A 17,514-nucleotide genomic window follows, 5' to 3' on the forward strand; every position below is an offset into this window, starting at 1 on the left:
ATAAATGAAAAAGCAACTGCTCCTATTATTTTCTATACTTAGCGTGTCAAGTTCGCTATGGGCCCAGGAAAAAACCGCCATAATCTGTGGAACACTTATTACGGGCAATGACGAAAAAGTTAAGACCAACACCGTAATCCTTATAGAAGGTGATCGCATAGTTGATATAGGCACCAAGGAATTGCTCACTTCTGAATACAAAACCATTGACCTGAGTGATTATACCGTATTGCCCGGAATGATCGATGCCCATGTACACCCCTTGATCTATGGAAGCGAATATCAGACCAACCACTTAAAAGGATCTTCGGCATTCAATGCACTTAGAGGTTTAAAAACCGTACAAGATTGGCTTAAAGCGGGATGGACCACTCTCAGGATTGCAGGAGATGCAGACACCAAATACGCTCATTTTGAGATTAGGGACGCCATAAATTCCGGGATGTTCCAAGGTCCAAGAATATTTGGGGCCGGCCACTATTTGTCCGTTACCGGAGGTGGAGGCGATATCAACTACATTTCCAATGAGCAGACCATTATCCCGGACGGATTGATCGTGGACGGCAAAGAAGAAATGCAAAAGGCTATTCGCCAAGAAATAAAAAATGGTAGCGATTGGATTAAATTATTGGTCACAGGAGCATTTATGTCCACCGGTGATAATCCCAAGAATATTCATTTTAGCGATGAAGAACTTATCACAGCAGTGGATGAAGCCAATCGGCGAGGTGTTCCCGTGATGATGCACGCACACGCTAAAGAAGGTATTGTAAAAGCCATAAAATTCGGTGCGCGATCTATTGAGCATGGCACTTTTCTGGACGAAGAAACCATAGACCTTTTACTGGAACACAACACTTATTTGGTTCCGACTCTTACCGTTGGCACCTATTTTAGGCTAAAGGATCCCGGAAATGTTGCTCTTACCAAAACAGAGCGCTCACAAAAACAGTTTAGGGAAGACCGAATGAAAATGCTGGCAAAAGCTCACAAAAAAGGAGTGAAAATTGGAATAGGCTCCGACAATGTTGGTTTTCCAGGGAGTTTTGCAGCCAACGAGTTTGAGGAGTTCGTTAAATTTGGAATGACACCCCTACAGGCCATTCAAGCAGGAACCAAATTAAATGCCGAACTCTTGAAAAAAGAAAAGGACATTGGTACCATCGAAGTTGGAAAGTACGCCGATATTATCGCAACCAAAACCAATCCCCTGCATGATATTACTGAATTACAGCGTGTACAGTTTGTAATGAAAGGTGGAGCTATAATAAAGTCCATTGATTAGATATGAAAGCATCATAAGCGAATGATGGATAAGGATATACTCGAACTAAGGCATAGACTGCACGCCAACCCGGACCTATCGAACCATGAAGACAAGACGGCCGCAATCATAAAAGACTTTATTGCCTCCTTTCGCCCTACGGAAATTATCGAAGGTATTGGTGGATGCGGTCTGGCCGCTGTTTATAGGTTTTCAGAAAAAGGCCCCACAATAACCTTACGATGTGAGCTAGATGCTCTTCCGATAAAGGAATCCAATTCATTTGCGCACAAATCCACCAAAACTGGAGTATCACATAAATGTGGGCACGATGGTCATATGGCGATTGTTGCGAGTATTGCTAAATGGTTAAATCAAAACCCGCTAAAAAATGGAACTGTTATTTTACTCTTTCAACCCGCGGAAGAAACTGGAGAGGGAGCTAAGCGTATCATTGAGGACGAAAAATTCAATAATCTAAATACAGATTTCGTTTTTGCACTTCATAATATACCCAAGAAACCTAAGCACCACATCATAATTCCAAAAAAGGGTTTTTCGGCAGAAGTACTCAGTGTCATCATAAAACTCCAAGGCAAGGAATCCCATGCTTCGGAACCAGAAAATGGCATCAACCCATCTTTGGGCATATCCAAAATTATACATCAGCTCTCCTCATTTAACATAGTTGAACCGTCCGACACCAACTTCGCTATTCTCACCCCGGTACACATTAACATGGGGCAAAAATCCTATGGTATTTCTCCTGCCCATGGAGAGTTACACTACACCCTTCGCACATGGAATACTGCAACAATGGATAAGTTAAAAGCAAACCTAGAGCATGTGGTACAAACTATTTGCCGACAACACTTGCTGCAATACGATTTGGAATGGTTGGAGCATTTTCCAGCTAGTGAAGTGGACAAGTCATGCAATGCCATAGTTAAAAAGGCTGCGATTGTGAATGGTTTCACCTTTGAAGATAAAAACACACCTTTCAAGTTTGGTGAAGACTTTGGATGGTTCTCCAAAACATACAAATCTGCCATGTTTGGTGTTGGTGCTGGGATGTCGACACCTGCTTTGCATAATGCAGATTACGATTTTCCAGATAATCTTCTTGCTACCGGGTTTTCCATGTTCAAATCCATAATTTTAAATATTCTAGAAAAGAAATAAGTTTGGGACCAATAGAGCTATTCGAGTGCTTCAATTGATCATTTAACTCTAAATACATAAAAATCATATCTTTAGAGAAACCAACCTCCAATGATTAGATTTTTTCGAAAAATTCGACAGCGATGGCTTAACGAAAATAAGTTCACAAAATACTTGCTCTACGCCATCGGAGAAATTTTTCTAGTAGTCATTGGAATTTTACTTGCACTACAAATAAACAATTGGAACGATAGGCGAAAAGAGAAACAAAAGGAGACATTCATTTTAAAGGACCTTCACCAAGAATTTGCCTCCAATAAAAAACTTCTGGATTCTATTATCACCTACCATAAACAAACCTTTAAGTCCGCTGAATACTTAAAATCACAATTGCCAATCGATGTTAATAGTATTGACAACCTGGACTCATTATCTTATCACCTGTTCACGGTCAGTTTTGCCTACACGTATAACCCTTCCACGGGAATTATTAATAGTTTACTTAACAATTCATCCATTGAGATTATTTCTAATGATGAATTACGACAATTACTTATTGGTTGGAAGGATGTATTGTCCGATTATCAGGAAGAGGAATTACGGGCCAGTGAAAATTATCTTAACCATTTAAAACCTTTTGAAAAAGAGAACTTTAAATACAGTTTGGATTACAAGGAACTATTGTCGGATCCCAGAATTGATTTGACCTTTTTAGAAACCCTTGCTTTTGACAATTATGTACTCGACAGGCATAACGACCTCAACAATATTGTCAACAGTTCCACAGGGACGGGAGAACTAAATCTTATCATGAAAACAATGGACCGTATCATTCAACTTTCAGATACAGAATCCAAGGATTGAGCTGTATCGATAAATCAAATTTATTTCACCTTTTGCCTACCTGTTAATGCGATACTTTACATAGCCCTTCATTTGGTAAGAACTCAATATGGTCTGGGCCGTTAACGATATCTTGAACATGGGCAGCAAAGCCTCTTTGTCCACCTCAAAGAAAAACATGGCTTGGCCACAAGAAATGAATTTTGCTCCCAAGTTTTCCAGTTCCTCAATGAGTTTCATGTTCGGATTGTCCATTTCAAATTTGCCATTATAAAACTCGTTGGTGGTAAATGAATTTAATGCGGCTGCGTGGACTACAATCACTGGGTAAGTTTTTTCCAAAGGAATACCCGAGGCAGCATGTAGATTAATAATTCTCGCCACTTCTACCAATCCAGCATTTAAATCAGAAGGTTTTTCATCGTCAAAATTCACCAATTCGAACAATAACTTATACTCAAGGTTTGGATCTGGTGTTTCAGTAATATCCTCTATTGGAACAACCCCTGAAAATGTCCCTGCATTAATCACAGGAAAGGTTGCAACAGCTTCTATTTTCGCCATCATTTGCTGTCTTCTATTCACCTGCCCCCTCTTTTCGGAATCAACTGGGGCCTCTTTAGAGGTAACACTATCTTTTGATGTATTATTTTCGGTGGTTTGGCAATAGCTGCTAATTACTACTAAACTGGTAAAAAGAAAGAGAATTTGTTTTTTCATTTTTGGCAAGGTCGATTGGTGGGTTTTTAAATTTATTGGTAATTTGAAAGTACATAAAAATTCCAGTTATTACGTGTAAAACACTAGTTTGAAAACCAGAAATATGTCCAAACAAAAGATTGTAGTACTTACAGGAGCAGGAATGAGCGCCGAGAGCGGTCTTAAAACCTTTAGGGACGAAAACGGACTGTGGGAAGGCCATGATGTAATGCAAGTGGCCTCTCCGCAAGGATTTGCAAGGAACCCTGAACTTGTTCTGGAATTTTACAATCAACGCAGACGGCAATTAATGGACGTAGTACCGAACAAAGGTCATTTGGCCTTGGCTGAGCTAGAACAAGGTTTTGATGTAAGCATTGTTACCCAAAATGTGGACAATCTTCACGAACAGGCCGGCAGTTCACATGTAGTGCACTTGCACGGCGAATTGTTTAAAGTGCGTAGTACGGTTAACGAAAACCATGTTTTGGAATGGAAAAAGGATTTGGTTTTAGGTGATACCGATGATTATGGACACCAGCTTCGCCCTCATATCGTATGGTTCGGTGAGATGGTTCCCATGTTGGAAACCGCAGCGAAAATTACTCAGATGGCGGATATAGTTATTATAATAGGCACTTCCATGCAAGTGTATCCAGCAGCAAGTCTAATACATTATGCCCCAGACCAAACTCCGATTTACTTTGTGGATCCCAGACCAAACATAAGGTCCAGCGATTTTAACAACCTTACGGTTATTTCCAAAACGGCCGAGGAGGGTGTACCGCCTTTGGTGACAGATCTTTTTAATAGTTTGCTCTAGCCGCATCCGCCCACGCTACCAAAGCACTGATTTGCTCATCGGATAATTTGGCGTCGCCATGGGTCCAAGTATATTCGTTCAACGGCATTTTGCCTTCTTTAACCTCTTCTATTACTTCCTCTAACTTGTGGTCCTTCTTTTTGGTATCATAATTTGCCCAATCCGAAAAATCCAGATGCTTTTTCCCATCCTCAATATGATCGGCCAACCAATAAGACACTGGAGCTATATTGTTATACCAGGGATATTCGGTATTGGCACTATGGCAATCGTAACATGCAGTTTTTAGAATTTGCTTTACCTCGGCGGAGGGTTGGGTCTCTGCTTCAAAAGTGGCTACGTAATCTCCATCTGCCGTATTTTTTTCCGGGCGATAGAATTGCATACCAATCAATACGACCAATAGAGCAATTGCTATTTTTTTTACTATTTTCATCACACAGGGTTTTAGTAAATATATCGATTTTTTGTGACCGAAGAGCAGCTTCATAACGCACTTAATTCAGGCAGGATATCCAAACAACAGATAGATGCTTTGGTGGTTCAGTTGGAAAAAGAGCCACTTCTGGCCGAGAGACTGTTCCAAGAAGTTTTGTTGGAAGATAAAGAAGGTACCTTTAATGCCAGTTGGACATTTGACCATTTGATGCGTAAAAAGCTCATCTATATCCTTCCTTTTATTGATGCCTTTGTGGATGGGCTATCGGAAATACAGAGCGAATCTTGCATACGGCCCATCGCCCATGTATGCGAAATGGTCTGCGAAGCCTACTTTAAAAAGAAAAATCCAGAATTTGTTCAAAACATCGCGGATGAACAATTGGAAAAGATAATGACTGCTTGTTTTGACTGGCTCATTGGCCCCATGAACATGGCACCAAAGGTGTTTTCCATGACCAGCCTTTACTATTTAGGGCTAAAGTTTGAATGGGTCCACCCGGAGCTCAAACTGGTTTTGGAAGAAAGCTATGCTTCGGGGACCACAGGATACAAGAACCGGGCAAAAAAAACTCTGGATAAGTTGGCCAAATTGGGTGTCTAAACCACAGCGTTTAAGTATCTTTGATGCTTTCAAAATTTTCTGGACCATGTCATTGACACAACTAAATGCCATTTCACCGATCGACGGTAGATATAGAAACAAAACCAAGGCTTTAAAAGACTATTTTTCAGAAGAAGCGCTGATCAAATACCGTGTTCAAGTAGAAATCGAATACTTTATTGCTCTTTGTGAGATTCCATTGCCGCAATTGGCCGATTTTAACACGGCTCTGTTCCCTGATCTACAGAAAATATATCAAGAGTTTTCCGCGGAAGATGCGCAGGCCATAAAGGATATTGAAAAAACCACCAATCACGATGTAAAAGCGGTGGAATACTTCATCAAACAAAAGTTTGACGAATTAAATCTTCAAAAATATAAAGAGTTCATCCATTTTGGTTTGACCTCTCAGGATATAAATAATACTGCTATACCACTTTCCATCAAAGAGGCCATGAACGATGTGTACGTGCCATCTTATTTGGAAGTCTTTGAAAAATTAAAAGAGCTTGCCAAAGAATGGGAAAATATCCCCATGTTGGCCAGAACGCACGGTCAACCTGCATCCCCAACCCGTTTAGGTAAAGAAATAGATGTTTTTGTAGAGCGATTCAAAGAGCAGTTCAATTTATTGAACGATATCCCTAGTGCCGCCAAATTCGGTGGAGCAACAGGGAATTACAATGCACATAAAGTAGCATACCCAAACAACGATTGGAGAGCATTTGGAAAACAGTTTGTTCAAGAAAAGTTAGGATTGCACCACTCCTTCCCTACTACTCAAATTGAGCATTACGACCATATGGCCGCTTTGTTCGATTGCCTAAAGCGCATCAATACTATTTTGATTGATTTGGATAGGGATATTTGGACATACATTTCCATGGATTACTTTAAGCAGAAAATCAAAAAAGGGGAAGTCGGTTCATCTGCCATGCCACACAAGGTTAATCCAATTGATTTTGAGAATTCCGAAGGGAACCTTGGATTGGCCAATGCCATTTTTGAGCACCTTTCTGCCAAATTGCCTATTTCTAGATTACAGCGTGACCTTACGGACAGTACTGTTTTAAGAAATGCAGGCGTGCCTTTTGCACATACCATTGTTGGATTCCAATCTACTTTGAAAGGGTTGAACAAACTGGTATTGAACCAAGCCAAGTTTGAAAAAGATTTGGAAGACAATTGGGCCGTGGTTGCCGAAGCCATCCAAACAATCTTGAGAAGAGAAGGTTATCCCAACCCTTACGAAGCCCTAAAAGGTTTAACTCGTACCAACGATAAAATCAACCAGAAGTCCATTGCTGATTTTATTGAAACCTTGGAGGTTTCGGATGCAATTAAAGCAGAGTTAAAACAAATAACCCCAGCAAACTATACCGGGGTTTAATTTTTGTCCGTTCGAGCGCGGTGGAAAACCAGCTAAGACATCTCGATTGCTCCTTTGACTGCGCTCGAAATGACAAAAAATCCAAAAATCCAGCTATCCGACTATCCTTCCTTATGGATTTCCACTTGATGCGGATAAGGTATTTCGATTCCAGCTTCGTCCAGAGCGATTTTACAATTCTCATAAGTTGAAAAATAGACATCCCAGTAATCCTCAGGTTTGCAAAATGGCCGTACGGCAAAGTTAACAGAGCTATCAGCCAACTCAAGTACATTTACTGATGGAGCTGGGTCTTTCAGTACCTTGTCGTTGGAAGTCAATACTTTTAAAAGTACCTCTTTGGTTTTTTTGATGTCCTCATCGTACCCCACTCCAATAACAGTATCAACCCTCATTTTACCCTCGGCCGTATAATTGATGATGTTTCCGTTCGCCATGGCCCCATTAGGTATAATGGCAAGTTTATTTTGGGGTGTTATAAGTTTGGTAGTGAATATTTCTATGCCCTTCACACTCCCTAAAACGCCTTGTGCTTCGACTAAGTCACCAATTTTATAGGGTTTAAAGATCATAATTAACACACCACCGGCAAAATTGGAGAGAGAACCTTGTAAAGCTAATCCAACAGCAAGACCGGCTGCAGCAATTACAGCGGCAAATGTGGTGACATCCACACCCAATCGGGAAATAACAATTATGATCAAAAATACCTTTAGGGCCCAAGAGAAAAGATTTAATAGAAATTTTTGGAGCGATTCGTCGTATTTGCTTTTGGACATTACCTTTCTGGTACCGGCAATTATCTTTTTAACCACCCACATACCCACGATGTAGATAATGAGTTCGGTAATGAGCTTAGGCCCAAATTCTTTGGCCAGTTCTATTCCGTAATCGAACCATTCTTGTGCTTTTTCCATGATGTAGAGGTTTTGTTAGTGTTCTTATTTTGAGACACTAAGATACTAAACTACGTCACTTTCTTATTAGCAAAGAAAAAGGGCGACAAATGCCGCCCTTTTTTACTTATTTGATGATTGGGTTTTTATCCTTTTAGGAAGTCTCCTATTTCTCCAAGTCCTTCTCCTTTGTAATCGGATTTTTGAATGGCCTGCATTAATTGCATAATGTGTGCAGGGTTCATGTCTTTGCCCAAAACACGTACCAAGGCAAAACCTCTTTCCTTGCTGTCGCCGTAAATAATAACCTCATCTATGGCATCTTCATCCCCTAAATACTTAATGACTCCTTTACCATATTTTGAATTGATTTTCATCAACTCTACAAAGTCATCCCCTTTAAGGATTTCACGGACCTTTTTCTTTTCAATTTCGTATTCCGTTGCATTGTCTGCATTCTTTTTAAAGGCCAACAGGTTAAATTTACGCAATGATTCTATAGCTTCTATTTGAGTTGGATTCAACTCTTCTTCATTAAGTTTTAGAATACTGGCAGGTACATCGATGGACAAAAAGTTCGGATTCTCCGCATTGTCCACGTAATACTCCTGCAGACTGGGCTGCGAAGCACACGAAGCCAGAAGTACTGCTCCGGCCACCAACATGCTTTTAATAATATGTTTCATCTTTTTATGTTTTTGATTGATTCTTCAAACTGATAATCAGTTGACAATAATTAGTTGGGTTTTATAGCTTTTTGTTACAATTTCCAACAAATTATTGCCAACTGACATGCTAATTATTTGTTCTTCTTGCCGGCTTCATTCAATTCTTCAGGCAAGTTCATCTTCTTGGTCAACGAACTAATGTTGTTAAGATCAATATCTCCGGTAAGTGACAAGATCACTGTCTCAAACTTATGTCCGTTTGCTTCTACCTCACTCATTCCCGTTACAAACATTAACAGTTCGCTCACGTGGTCTGCATCTCGACCTTCTTTGATATAGAATTTAACGTTGGCGTCTTTGTCCTTGATACGCATCAACTCTTCCATTTTGGATGATCTTAGGTAACTGTCCACAGAAGATTTCATATCGTCCCCGATACTCTTATTTTCGGTAGTGAACACCTTTAAGCTTTTTAAACTGTTTACGATGCTGATAAACTCCTGAGCTTCCGGATCATTGGTTTCAATATCCATTTTGGCCAAAAGATTGAACATACTTTTGTTCACGATTACCGTGGTTACATCGTCCAGGTCCTCGAACTTGTCAAAAACCGATTGTGAAAACCCTGCCAAAGGCAGCAATGCCATTACTGTAATTAAGATATACTTTTTCATTTTTTCGTTTTTTAATTGTTGTTGTAAATTTTTTGTTTTGCTTCTTCGAACTCGTTGAGGTAAGCCACTTTTTCTGTTCCGCGATTAAAATTTTCCGCTAAAAGGTCAAAAGCTTTTTTGGTTTCCTCATAGGCGTACTCCGCCTTTTCTTGTTCCAAACGTTTTGTTTCTTGGTATTGATTACCAAAATAAATGCCGAAGGTGAGAACCACTGCCGCTGCTACGGATAGCCACTTGTAATAGTTTACTCTAGGTTTTAATGGAACCTGCTTGGTGTACTTTTCTTCCTTGGCCATGGAAAAGTAGTTGAACATAGGTTTGTACTGCTCCAAGTGAGGTGCTACCTCGTCTTGTGAAAAATACTCCCTAAGTGTTCTTTCTTCGTCCACAGTGGTAGTGGCCTCGAAATACTTCTCCAATATTTTTTCTATGTTACCCAATTCCATAGTTATGTTTTTTAATTAATTCTTCCCTTACTGTTTTTCTCGCCCTGGATAGTGCAACTCGCACTGCCGTGGGTTTCATATCCAATAGTTCGCAGATTTCCTCGAACTCATATTGCTCTACATCTCGCAGTTGCAATATCATTTTTTGTTGTTCTGGCAGGTCTTCCATAATTCGTTCCATCCAACTTACGCTGTCCTCAGCCTCCAATTGTTTTTGCAAAGAGGTGTTTTCGTCGCTGTAGTTACTGTGAACCAATTTTAGGTTTCCTGCTTGCTTGGACTTTAAACGGTCCAAACAAAAGTTTTTGGTCATGGTCATGGCAAAAGCTTCTACATTTTTATACTTTCCCATGGATTCGTTCTTTGACCATAGCTTCAACAAAATTTCTTGAGTGGCATCTTCTGCTTCTTCCCTGGATACCAACAGGCGCTTTGCAAGCCTGTACAGTTTATCCTGAAAAGGTAAAACCACATTTAAAAATTCTGTTTGTTTCATTTGGTTGTCTTAGTTGTTTTTAAGTCTTTCTTATCGACCTACACTATCACGACGATACATATCGAAATTTGTTACAAAAAATTTGCAATCTGCTTTTATAAACCTATTTTGCAGGGCAAATTTACATGGTTATCCATGTTTTTTTACTCATTACAACCTACGCCAAAACAATATTTGGAACAAATTTTGAGTAAATTCACTAAAAATTAAGCTATGAAAAAGTATGTATTCCTCTTTTTGGGATTGTCAGTGTTGTTTATGTCGTGCAGTAGTGACGATAATGTAATCGACCCTGGTGTTACCCCAAATCCTGATCCAGGCTCTGGATCCGAAGTAGACATAACGGCACAACACTTTATGTGGCAAGCCATGAACCTTTGGTATTTTTGGCAAGCAGAATCCACTGAACTTGGAGATTCCAAATTTAGTTCCGATGCCGAATACACGGAATATTTGGAGGACCACCCAGACCCCGAAAGCTTTTTTTACGACACTTTGGTTTTCGGAGAAGACCGTTTTAGTTTCGCCAATGAAGATTACTCGGAATTAGTAAGTAGTCTATCCGGTATATCCCAAAGCAATGGTCTGGAATTTGGACTGGGACTCATTGGTGACACCAATAATGTTTTTGGTTATGTGCAATACATTTGGCCAGATTCCGACGCTTCCACAAAAGATATTCAACGAGGTGAATTCTTCACTAGAGTAGATGGTGTGCAACTTACTGTGGATAATTATGTAGAACTGCTTTTTGGTGATAATAGCTCTTATACTCTTGGAATGGCTACAGTAACCAACAACACGATATCCGATAGTGCCAAAGAAGTGCAACTCACCAAAATAGAGAATCAAGTGGAAGACCCCATTTTGATTGCCGAAACATTGGATGTAAATGGCACCAAAGTGGCATACCTTATGTATAATCGCTTTTTAAGCAGTTTTAATGAAGATTTAAATGCAGCCTTTGCACAGTTTGTTGCAGAGGGAGCTACTGAACTTGTTTTGGATATGCGCTATAACCCCGGAGGTTCTGTTAATACATCTCGCCTATTGGCCAGTATGATCTATGGCACCAACACTTCCGACGTTTATATTAAACAGCGTTGGAACGCCAAAGTTCAGGCTCAATTAACAGAAGATTTCTTAACTGATTATTTCGCAAGCTCTACAGGTTCAAGTGCTATCAACACCTTAAACCTAAGCAGGGTTTTCGTAATTGCCACAGGAGACTCTGCCTCGGCAAGTGAATTGGTGATGAACGGACTGGAGCCATATTTAGATGTAATCCACATCGGAGAAACTACTCGTGGTAAAAATGAATTTTCCATCACTTTGGTGGATGATGTAGAAAACACATATATATACAATAGCAATCGGGAAGGAAATATAAATTCCCAAAATAGCTGGGGACTACAGCCATTGGTAGGTAGAAATGAAAATGCAGATGGATTTTATGACTATACCTCTGGGCTAAACCCCGATATAACGCTTAGCGAGGATTTGACCAATCTTGGGATTTTAGGGGATGTAAACGAGCCCTTGTTGGCACGTGCATTACAAGAAATTTCCGGTACTGCTGCTAAAATTGACTTTACCGTGGAAATGCCGGCAAATTCTATTACTTCTTCAAGGTTTCACACACCTGTAAAGGATAATATGTATTTGGAAAAGCCATTACAATTGAACAAGCAATAAAAAAAGCGGCCAATCGGCCGCTTTTCTTTTTTAAAGGTTGAGGTTCAGCCCCACCCTAAAGTTTCGTCCACGTGTTGTGAAACCAAGCAACTCTCTATAGTCTTCGTTCAATAAATTATCTGCATTCAAGAATACGTTCAATTTATTTTTAATTAACTCGTGCCTAATGGAAAAGTTCAGTAAGGAGAAAGGGTCTAGAGCAATATCCGTATAGGTGGCAAAGTCGGTATCAAAACGCTCGCCGGTGTACGCATAGGTCAAAGAAGCGTCCGTGGATTCACAAAACTGATACCATAAGGACACATTGGCCTTGTGCTTGGGAATACGAATGGCATTGTCCCCCTTCCTTTCTGTGAAAGTATAGTTGGCATTTAGGCTTAAATTCTTCAAAGGCAACCAAGTTGCTTCTGCTTCCACCCCATTGGCATCGATTTCGTCCGCGACATTGATGCTCATAAAATTGGCGTCGTAACCAATGGCATTGGTTTCATTTCTATCAAAATAAACCATACTGATTCGGAACGAATTGTTCAACTTAAATTCCAATCCACCTTCAATGGTCGAGTTCTCTTCTGGTTCCAATTCTGGATTACCGCCAAAGGCTCCGAACAATTGAGTTAAATTAGGAGTGATGTATGATGTAGCATACGACCCCATCAATTTTACATAGCCATTTTCCGTGTCAAAAACATAAGAAGGGTTCACATTGTACACAAAATGATTACCATATTCAGAGTGATTGTTCAGTCTAGCACCCGCATTCAAGTTCAATCCAAAATCCGAAACATAAACTAAATTGGTATAAGGGTCCACAATGGTAAAATCAACCTCATCAGCAAAGATGGCCTCGTCCTTAATATAATTCACCCCTAAAATGGTGTAGAACTGTTCTCCAAAAATATATTTGTTGTAAACGTCCAAAACCCAGTTACTCCCTTCTGTAATGCTTTCACCAAAGGTGTCGTTGGCCACAGACTCATAATCCGTATAGGCCGCATTCAAGTGAATGGATCCCTTACCATAACCAAATTCGGAGGACAAACCGATACGTTGCTGTTCATTCTCTCCCAAATTGGGTGCTTCGGCCATAGTCGCATCATATTCATTTTTGAACTTGGTCTGGTTTCCATAGACCTGTATCCCAAAGCTTTCCGTAAACTGATAGCCCAGCTTTATATTGGTGCTAAAGTGCGAGAAAATATCCTCTTCATTCTCAGGTGTCACCGCAGTGGACAGTCCACTTCTATATCTGTTGGAAAAATCAACCCCATAATTGAACTTGCCCAAAGTACCGTTTACATTAGCGGAATTTTGAATACTTCCTATATTGTAATTCTGGTCATCGGCAGTTTGATTGGTCCCTACGCTGGTCTCAAAATTACCGGCAATCTTCTTTTTAGAACTCTTTTTTGTAATGATGTTGATCACTGCCGTTACCGCATTGGTGCCATAAAGCGTACTTGCCGCTCCCTTGATGATCTCAATGGACTCGATGGTATTGGGAGCAAGCAACCGAAGGTCGTACTCTGCGGAAAATGTAGATGGGTCCTGTACACGAACACCATCAATAATAATCAAAACCTGACGACCACGACCTCCACGGGCATATACCCCTAGAACGTCACCGTCCCTACCGCGGCTCCCAGCAATCTCGATACCACTTTTGGTATTGATAATTTCCGCAACGGTTCTACCCTGATTGCGCTGCATTTCCTCTGCAGTGATCTTGATGACCGTTTTACCTGAGTTTTCTCGTTTCAACTCAAATTTTGAATCGCTTACAACAACCTCGTCCAGTTGCTGCACTTTAAGTGAATCTTGCTGTACATTTTGCGCAAAAATCCCCTTACCCGCCAATAGAGCGGTAATTAACCATAAATGATTTTTTTTCATTTCGTTTAATTGAATAAACGGGAGAATAGTATGTGATGCATACGTAAACTTTTATCCCGAAAGTTTAACATTGTTTGTTTGAATCTGGCAGGTCTCCTGGCTTGTGTTTTGTCTCCTACCTTCCCACCCATTGGGCAGTGGCTTTGAAGAAGAGACAATTGCCTACTTCGTACTGATGCTAATAAACATCAGTGCCGATTCGGCACATACTTACAGTTGCGGGAACAGCTCCGGTTTTGCACCGGATTCCCTTTTAATCCCACGGAAACTCCGTGCGAACCAAAATTCGGTGTCAAAGCTAATCAAACTGTTTAATCTTTTTCCGCAAAAATTAAATAATCTTACTTTTGACACATGGTAAAAAAACAGTGGTCAGTTCTATTCCTGAGCTTGATTTTGGTGGTTTCGATGGGTTGTCAACAATCGAAAAAAAAGCAACCCGTTCAAAATCAGGATAAATCATCAAACATTGCGTATGCTACTGGTTTTACTGTGGAACATCAAGGTGATATTACAGTCATTGAAGTTACTGGAGCTTGGCCAGGGTCAGATAGTTTTAAATATGCTCTGGTGCCAAAGGAAAAACTGCCCGCCATTTCATTTCCGCGTGATGCTTATGATGCCATTATCGGAACTCCCGTAGAAAAAGTGGTGCTCACCTCTACTACACATATTCAACCGTTGCTACAGCTCAACGAACTGAATACCGTGGTCGGTTTTCCGAATACAGACTATATTTCCACCCCTGAGGCCAGAAAACTAATAGAAAGTGGCCAAATTCAAAATTTGGGCATGAACGATAGGCTCAACACAGAAATGGTACTTGCATTGAATCCAGAATTGATTGTAGGGTTTAGCATCAATAACGAGAATAAAGCCTACGACATCATTAAAAAAGCGGGGACACCCGTGGTCTATAACGGTGATTGGGTAGAGCATACCCCTTTGGGAAAAGCGGAGTGGATCAAGTTCTTTGCACCTTTCTTTGAAAAGGAGGCCTTGGGTGACAATATTTTTGCATCCGTTGAATCATCATACAAGCAGGCCAAAGAGATAGCTAAAAAGGCAAAGAGTCAACCAACGGTTTTAACTGGCGGACTCTATAAAGATGTGTGGTATGTTGCCGGTGGTAAAAGTTGGATGGCCCAATTTTTAGAGGATGCCAATGCAGATTACCTTTGGAGCAACAATACTGAAACAGGCAGCTTAGGACTAAGTTTGGAATCGGTTTTGGAGAAAGCACAAGATGCCGAATTTTGGTTCAATCCATCCGCAGAGACCACTTATAGCGGATTGGCCGAGGCCAATCCGCATCATCAACAGTTCGATGCTTTTAAAAATAAAAAAGTCTACTCGAATGCCATCGACAAAGGTGAAACTGGCGGGCTTATATTTTATGAATTAGCTCCCCATCGACCCGATTTGGTTTTAAGAGATCTCATCAAAATATTGCATCCCGAATTATTGACGGAGCACAAACTTCAATTTATTAAACCGTTACCCTAAATGCATGGTTCCCGAACATATCGATTTTCATTTGTATTGATGGTATTGGCATTGCTGTGCTCTTGGTTATTGAGCATAAGTTCCGGGTCGATCACCATACCTTTTGCCGATATGTTGTCCACATTGTTCGGAGAATCCCCAAAAATCGCTTCGTGGGAGTATATCATCTGGGATTATCGCGTACCAAAGGCCTTCACCTCCATATTGGTGGGAGCAGGACTAGCTTTGAGCGGACTTTTAATGCAAACGCTGTTCAGGAACCCCTTAGCAGGCCCGTTTGTGCTTGGGATTAGTTCTGGAGCCAGTTTGGGTGCCGCTATTCTTTTAATGGGCACCTCTATTTTGGCAGGGTATACTTCTTTATCATTTTTGGGTGATATCACCCTTTCTATCGCCGCAAGTATCGGTAGCTTTTTGGTTCTATTGACGGTTATGATTGTGGCCCAACGGGTAAAAGACACCATGGCCTTGTTGATTATTGGATTGATGTTCGGCAGTATTACTTCAGCGATCGTAAGCGTTTTGGCCTATTTTTCCAGCGCCGAGGATTTACAACGCTTCAATTTTTGGTCTTTTGGAAGCGTGGGCAACCTATCTGTAAACCAATTGCTTTTGTTGGGAAGTATCGTAGCCATTGGAGTCGTGTTAAGTATTGCCTCCATAAAATCGTTGAACGCTTTTCTATTGGGAGAGAACTATGCGCAAAGCTTGGGGGTCTCCTTAAAAAAATCAAGATTTACCATAATCATCGCAACCGGACTGTTGGCGGGCGGAATCACCGCATTCGCAGGGCCCATTGCTTTTGTAGGCTTGGCCGTACCCCATTTGACCAGACAGATTTTTGATACCATGGAACACAAAGTCCTGATTCCAGCTGTGATGCTGTACGGCGCCATTTTAATGCTGCTGTGCGACACTTTGGCGCAATTGCCCAATTCTGCCAGTGTATTGCCAATAAATGCGATTACATCCTTGGTAGGAGCCCCTGTAGTGATTTGGCTATTGGTCCGTAAACGTAAAATGATGTTCTAATGGCACATACGGAAAAAAATATATTGTCCATTACAGATTTGTCCATTGGGTATGGAACCAAGACTGTTACAAAAGGCATCAATTTTAATTTGAAGGCCGGTATGCTCTGTGGTATTGTAGGGGTCAATGGTATCGGAAAATCGACCTTGTTGCGCACTTTGGGAGGGTTTCAACCCAAACTTTCTGGTGATATTTCATTGAATGGCAATCCATTGGAAAAAATTAGCACAACCACACTATCCAAAGAACTCAGTGTGGTGCTTACGGAACAACCCGCTTCCAAAAATCTAACAGTGCAGGAATTGATTGCCTTGGGAAGACAGCCCTATACCAATTGGCTGGGCACCTTAACAACGGAGGACAAGCAACAGATTCAGGCTAGTTTGGATGCCTTTTTACTGGACGAACTCCGAAACAACAAATGTCACGAACTAAGTGATGGACAGCTGCAAAGAGTTTTAGTGGCACGAGCCATGGCACAGGACACATCCTTGATTCTTTTGGATGAACCTACTACGCATTTAGATTTGTACCATAAAGTGCAGATTTTAAAAATGCTTCAGGAATTGGCGCACAACCAACAAAAAACCATTCTGTTCACCACTCACGAAATTGAATTGGCCATTCAGTTGTGCGATCGTATATTAATTTTGGACGGAAAAGAACATCCCTTCGGAGATCCCTGTCAACTCATTGAACAAAAACATTTTGACCGATTGTTTCCGTCGGAAATGGTACAGTTTGATGGTAAAACTGGTTCTTTTAAAGTTTCAAAATAAGGGTTGCCTTTCTGAATCTTGAAGTTTTCTTGAGTCAAAACCGTCAATTCGAGTGAAATTCTATAGGGATTTTGTATCGAGAATTGGTTTTAGGCTTGAAATTCTAGTTCTCAATATGATTTTTTAAAAAATCACTCGAACTGACCAATTTCAACATTCATTTTGTGGATTTCTGCTTTTGCAGTATTGACATTTTATCTTTGTAAT

Annotated in this window: 18 protein-coding genes and 1 riboswitch; of the genes, 10 read left to right on the forward strand and 8 right to left on the reverse strand. The window is 40.6% G+C overall.

Annotated features, from left to right (window positions below; translation table 11 throughout):
* Nucleotides 1-4: 4 nt before the first annotated feature.
* The 3 genes from PY091_RS02335 (at nucleotide 5) to PY091_RS02345 (ending at nucleotide 3,289) form a co-directional block, all read left to right on the forward strand.
* The gene (locus PY091_RS02335; protein WP_275648143.1) at nucleotides 5-1,285 is read left to right on the forward strand and encodes a metal-dependent hydrolase family protein; all 1,281 of its coding nucleotides are present in this window, start codon (nucleotides 5-7) and stop codon (nucleotides 1,283-1,285) included.
* Nucleotides 1,286-1,306: 21 nt separating this feature from the next.
* A complete protein-coding gene (locus tag PY091_RS02340; RefSeq protein WP_275648144.1) occupies nucleotides 1,307-2,446 on the forward strand; it encodes an amidohydrolase in 1,140 nt (379 codons plus the stop codon).
* Nucleotides 2,447-2,536: 90 nt separating this feature from the next.
* Nucleotides 2,537-3,289, forward strand: a complete 753-nt coding sequence (locus PY091_RS02345; protein WP_275648145.1) for a DUF6090 family protein — start codon at nucleotides 2,537-2,539, stop codon at nucleotides 3,287-3,289.
* A gap of 36 nt (nucleotides 3,290-3,325) precedes the next feature.
* Here PY091_RS02345 and PY091_RS02350 read toward each other — a convergent pair whose 3' ends face one another.
* Nucleotides 3,326-3,988 carry a DsrE family protein gene (locus tag PY091_RS02350; protein ID WP_275648146.1) on the reverse strand — a complete coding sequence of 221 codons (663 nt, stop codon included), beginning with the start codon at nucleotides 3,986-3,988 and terminating at the stop codon, nucleotides 3,326-3,328.
* Nucleotides 3,989-4,091: 103 nt separating this feature from the next.
* On the opposite strand from PY091_RS02350, the gene PY091_RS02355 reads away from it, so the two are divergent.
* On the forward strand, nucleotides 4,092-4,790 hold the full coding sequence (locus PY091_RS02355; RefSeq protein WP_275648147.1) for an SIR2 family NAD-dependent protein deacylase: 699 nt from the start codon (nucleotides 4,092-4,094) through the stop codon (nucleotides 4,788-4,790).
* Here PY091_RS02355 and PY091_RS02360 read toward each other — a convergent pair.
* Complete coding sequence (locus PY091_RS02360) at nucleotides 4,774-5,226, reverse strand: heme-binding domain-containing protein (protein ID WP_275648148.1); 453 nt, start codon at nucleotides 5,224-5,226, stop codon at nucleotides 4,774-4,776. The genes PY091_RS02355 and PY091_RS02360 overlap by 17 nt on opposite strands.
* Nucleotides 5,227-5,259: 33 nt before the next feature.
* Here PY091_RS02360 and PY091_RS02365 point away from each other — a divergent pair, with 33 nt between their 5' ends.
* Nucleotides 5,260-5,832 carry an adenylosuccinate lyase gene (locus PY091_RS02365; RefSeq protein ID WP_275648149.1) on the forward strand — a complete coding sequence of 191 codons (573 nt, stop codon included), beginning with the start codon at nucleotides 5,260-5,262 and terminating at the stop codon, nucleotides 5,830-5,832.
* A gap of 46 nt (nucleotides 5,833-5,878) precedes the next feature.
* On the forward strand, nucleotides 5,879-7,222 hold the full coding sequence (gene purB / locus PY091_RS02370; protein ID WP_275648150.1) for an adenylosuccinate lyase: 1,344 nt from the start codon (nucleotides 5,879-5,881) through the stop codon (nucleotides 7,220-7,222).
* A 101-nt stretch (nucleotides 7,223-7,323) separates the two neighbouring features.
* Here the strand turns inward: purB and PY091_RS02375 are convergent, their stop codons facing one another.
* From PY091_RS02375 to PY091_RS02395, 5 genes are all read right to left on the reverse strand, one after another.
* Entirely contained in the window at nucleotides 7,324-8,139 is an 816-nt protein-coding gene (locus tag PY091_RS02375; RefSeq protein WP_275648151.1) for a mechanosensitive ion channel family protein, read from the reverse strand.
* A gap of 125 nt (nucleotides 8,140-8,264) precedes the next feature.
* Nucleotides 8,265-8,804, reverse strand: coding sequence for a DUF4252 domain-containing protein (locus PY091_RS02380; protein WP_275648152.1), 540 nt, complete (start codon nucleotides 8,802-8,804; stop codon nucleotides 8,265-8,267).
* Between the two features lie 113 nt (nucleotides 8,805-8,917).
* On the reverse strand, nucleotides 8,918-9,460 hold the full coding sequence (locus PY091_RS02385) for a DUF4252 domain-containing protein (RefSeq protein ID WP_275648153.1): 543 nt from the start codon (nucleotides 9,458-9,460) through the stop codon (nucleotides 8,918-8,920).
* Nucleotides 9,461-9,471: 11 nt separating this feature from the next.
* On the reverse strand, nucleotides 9,472-9,906 hold the full coding sequence (locus PY091_RS02390; RefSeq protein WP_275648154.1) for a hypothetical protein: 435 nt from the start codon (nucleotides 9,904-9,906) through the stop codon (nucleotides 9,472-9,474).
* Nucleotides 9,893-10,402 carry an RNA polymerase sigma factor gene (locus PY091_RS02395; protein ID WP_275648155.1) on the reverse strand — a complete coding sequence of 170 codons (510 nt, stop codon included), beginning with the start codon at nucleotides 10,400-10,402 and terminating at the stop codon, nucleotides 9,893-9,895. Before PY091_RS02395 ends, PY091_RS02390 begins: the two co-directional genes overlap by 14 nt.
* A 213-nt stretch (nucleotides 10,403-10,615) precedes the next feature.
* Here PY091_RS02395 and PY091_RS02400 point away from each other — a divergent pair, with 213 nt between their 5' ends.
* The gene (locus tag PY091_RS02400) at nucleotides 10,616-12,097 is read left to right on the forward strand and encodes a S41 family peptidase (protein ID WP_275648156.1); all 1,482 of its coding nucleotides are present in this window, start codon (nucleotides 10,616-10,618) and stop codon (nucleotides 12,095-12,097) included.
* 30 nt (nucleotides 12,098-12,127) lie between these two features.
* Here PY091_RS02400 and PY091_RS02405 read toward each other — a convergent pair whose 3' ends face one another.
* Nucleotides 12,128-13,990, reverse strand: a complete 1,863-nt coding sequence (locus PY091_RS02405) for a TonB-dependent receptor plug domain-containing protein (protein ID WP_275648157.1) — start codon at nucleotides 13,988-13,990, stop codon at nucleotides 12,128-12,130.
* 69 nt (nucleotides 13,991-14,059) lie between these two features.
* Nucleotides 14,060-14,289, reverse strand: a riboswitch (cobalamin riboswitch).
* Nucleotides 14,290-14,344: 55 nt separating this feature from the next.
* Here PY091_RS02405 and PY091_RS02410 point away from each other — a divergent pair.
* From PY091_RS02410 to PY091_RS02420, 3 genes are read left to right on the forward strand one after another with little or no spacing between them, the layout of a single operon-like run.
* Nucleotides 14,345-15,496 carry an ABC transporter substrate-binding protein gene (locus tag PY091_RS02410; protein WP_275648158.1) on the forward strand — a complete coding sequence of 384 codons (1,152 nt, stop codon included), beginning with the start codon at nucleotides 14,345-14,347 and terminating at the stop codon, nucleotides 15,494-15,496.
* Entirely contained in the window at nucleotides 15,497-16,528 is a 1,032-nt protein-coding gene (locus tag PY091_RS02415; protein ID WP_275648159.1) for a FecCD family ABC transporter permease, read from the forward strand.
* A complete protein-coding gene (locus tag PY091_RS02420) occupies nucleotides 16,528-17,307 on the forward strand; it encodes an ABC transporter ATP-binding protein (RefSeq protein WP_275648160.1) in 780 nt (259 codons plus the stop codon). The genes PY091_RS02415 and PY091_RS02420 overlap by 1 nt, the downstream gene beginning before the upstream one ends.
* Nucleotides 17,308-17,514 lie beyond the last annotated feature (207 nt).

The organism is Flagellimonas okinawensis, assembly GCF_029194005.1.
GTDB classification, from domain to species: Bacteria; Bacteroidota; Bacteroidia; order Flavobacteriales; family Flavobacteriaceae; genus Flagellimonas; species Flagellimonas okinawensis.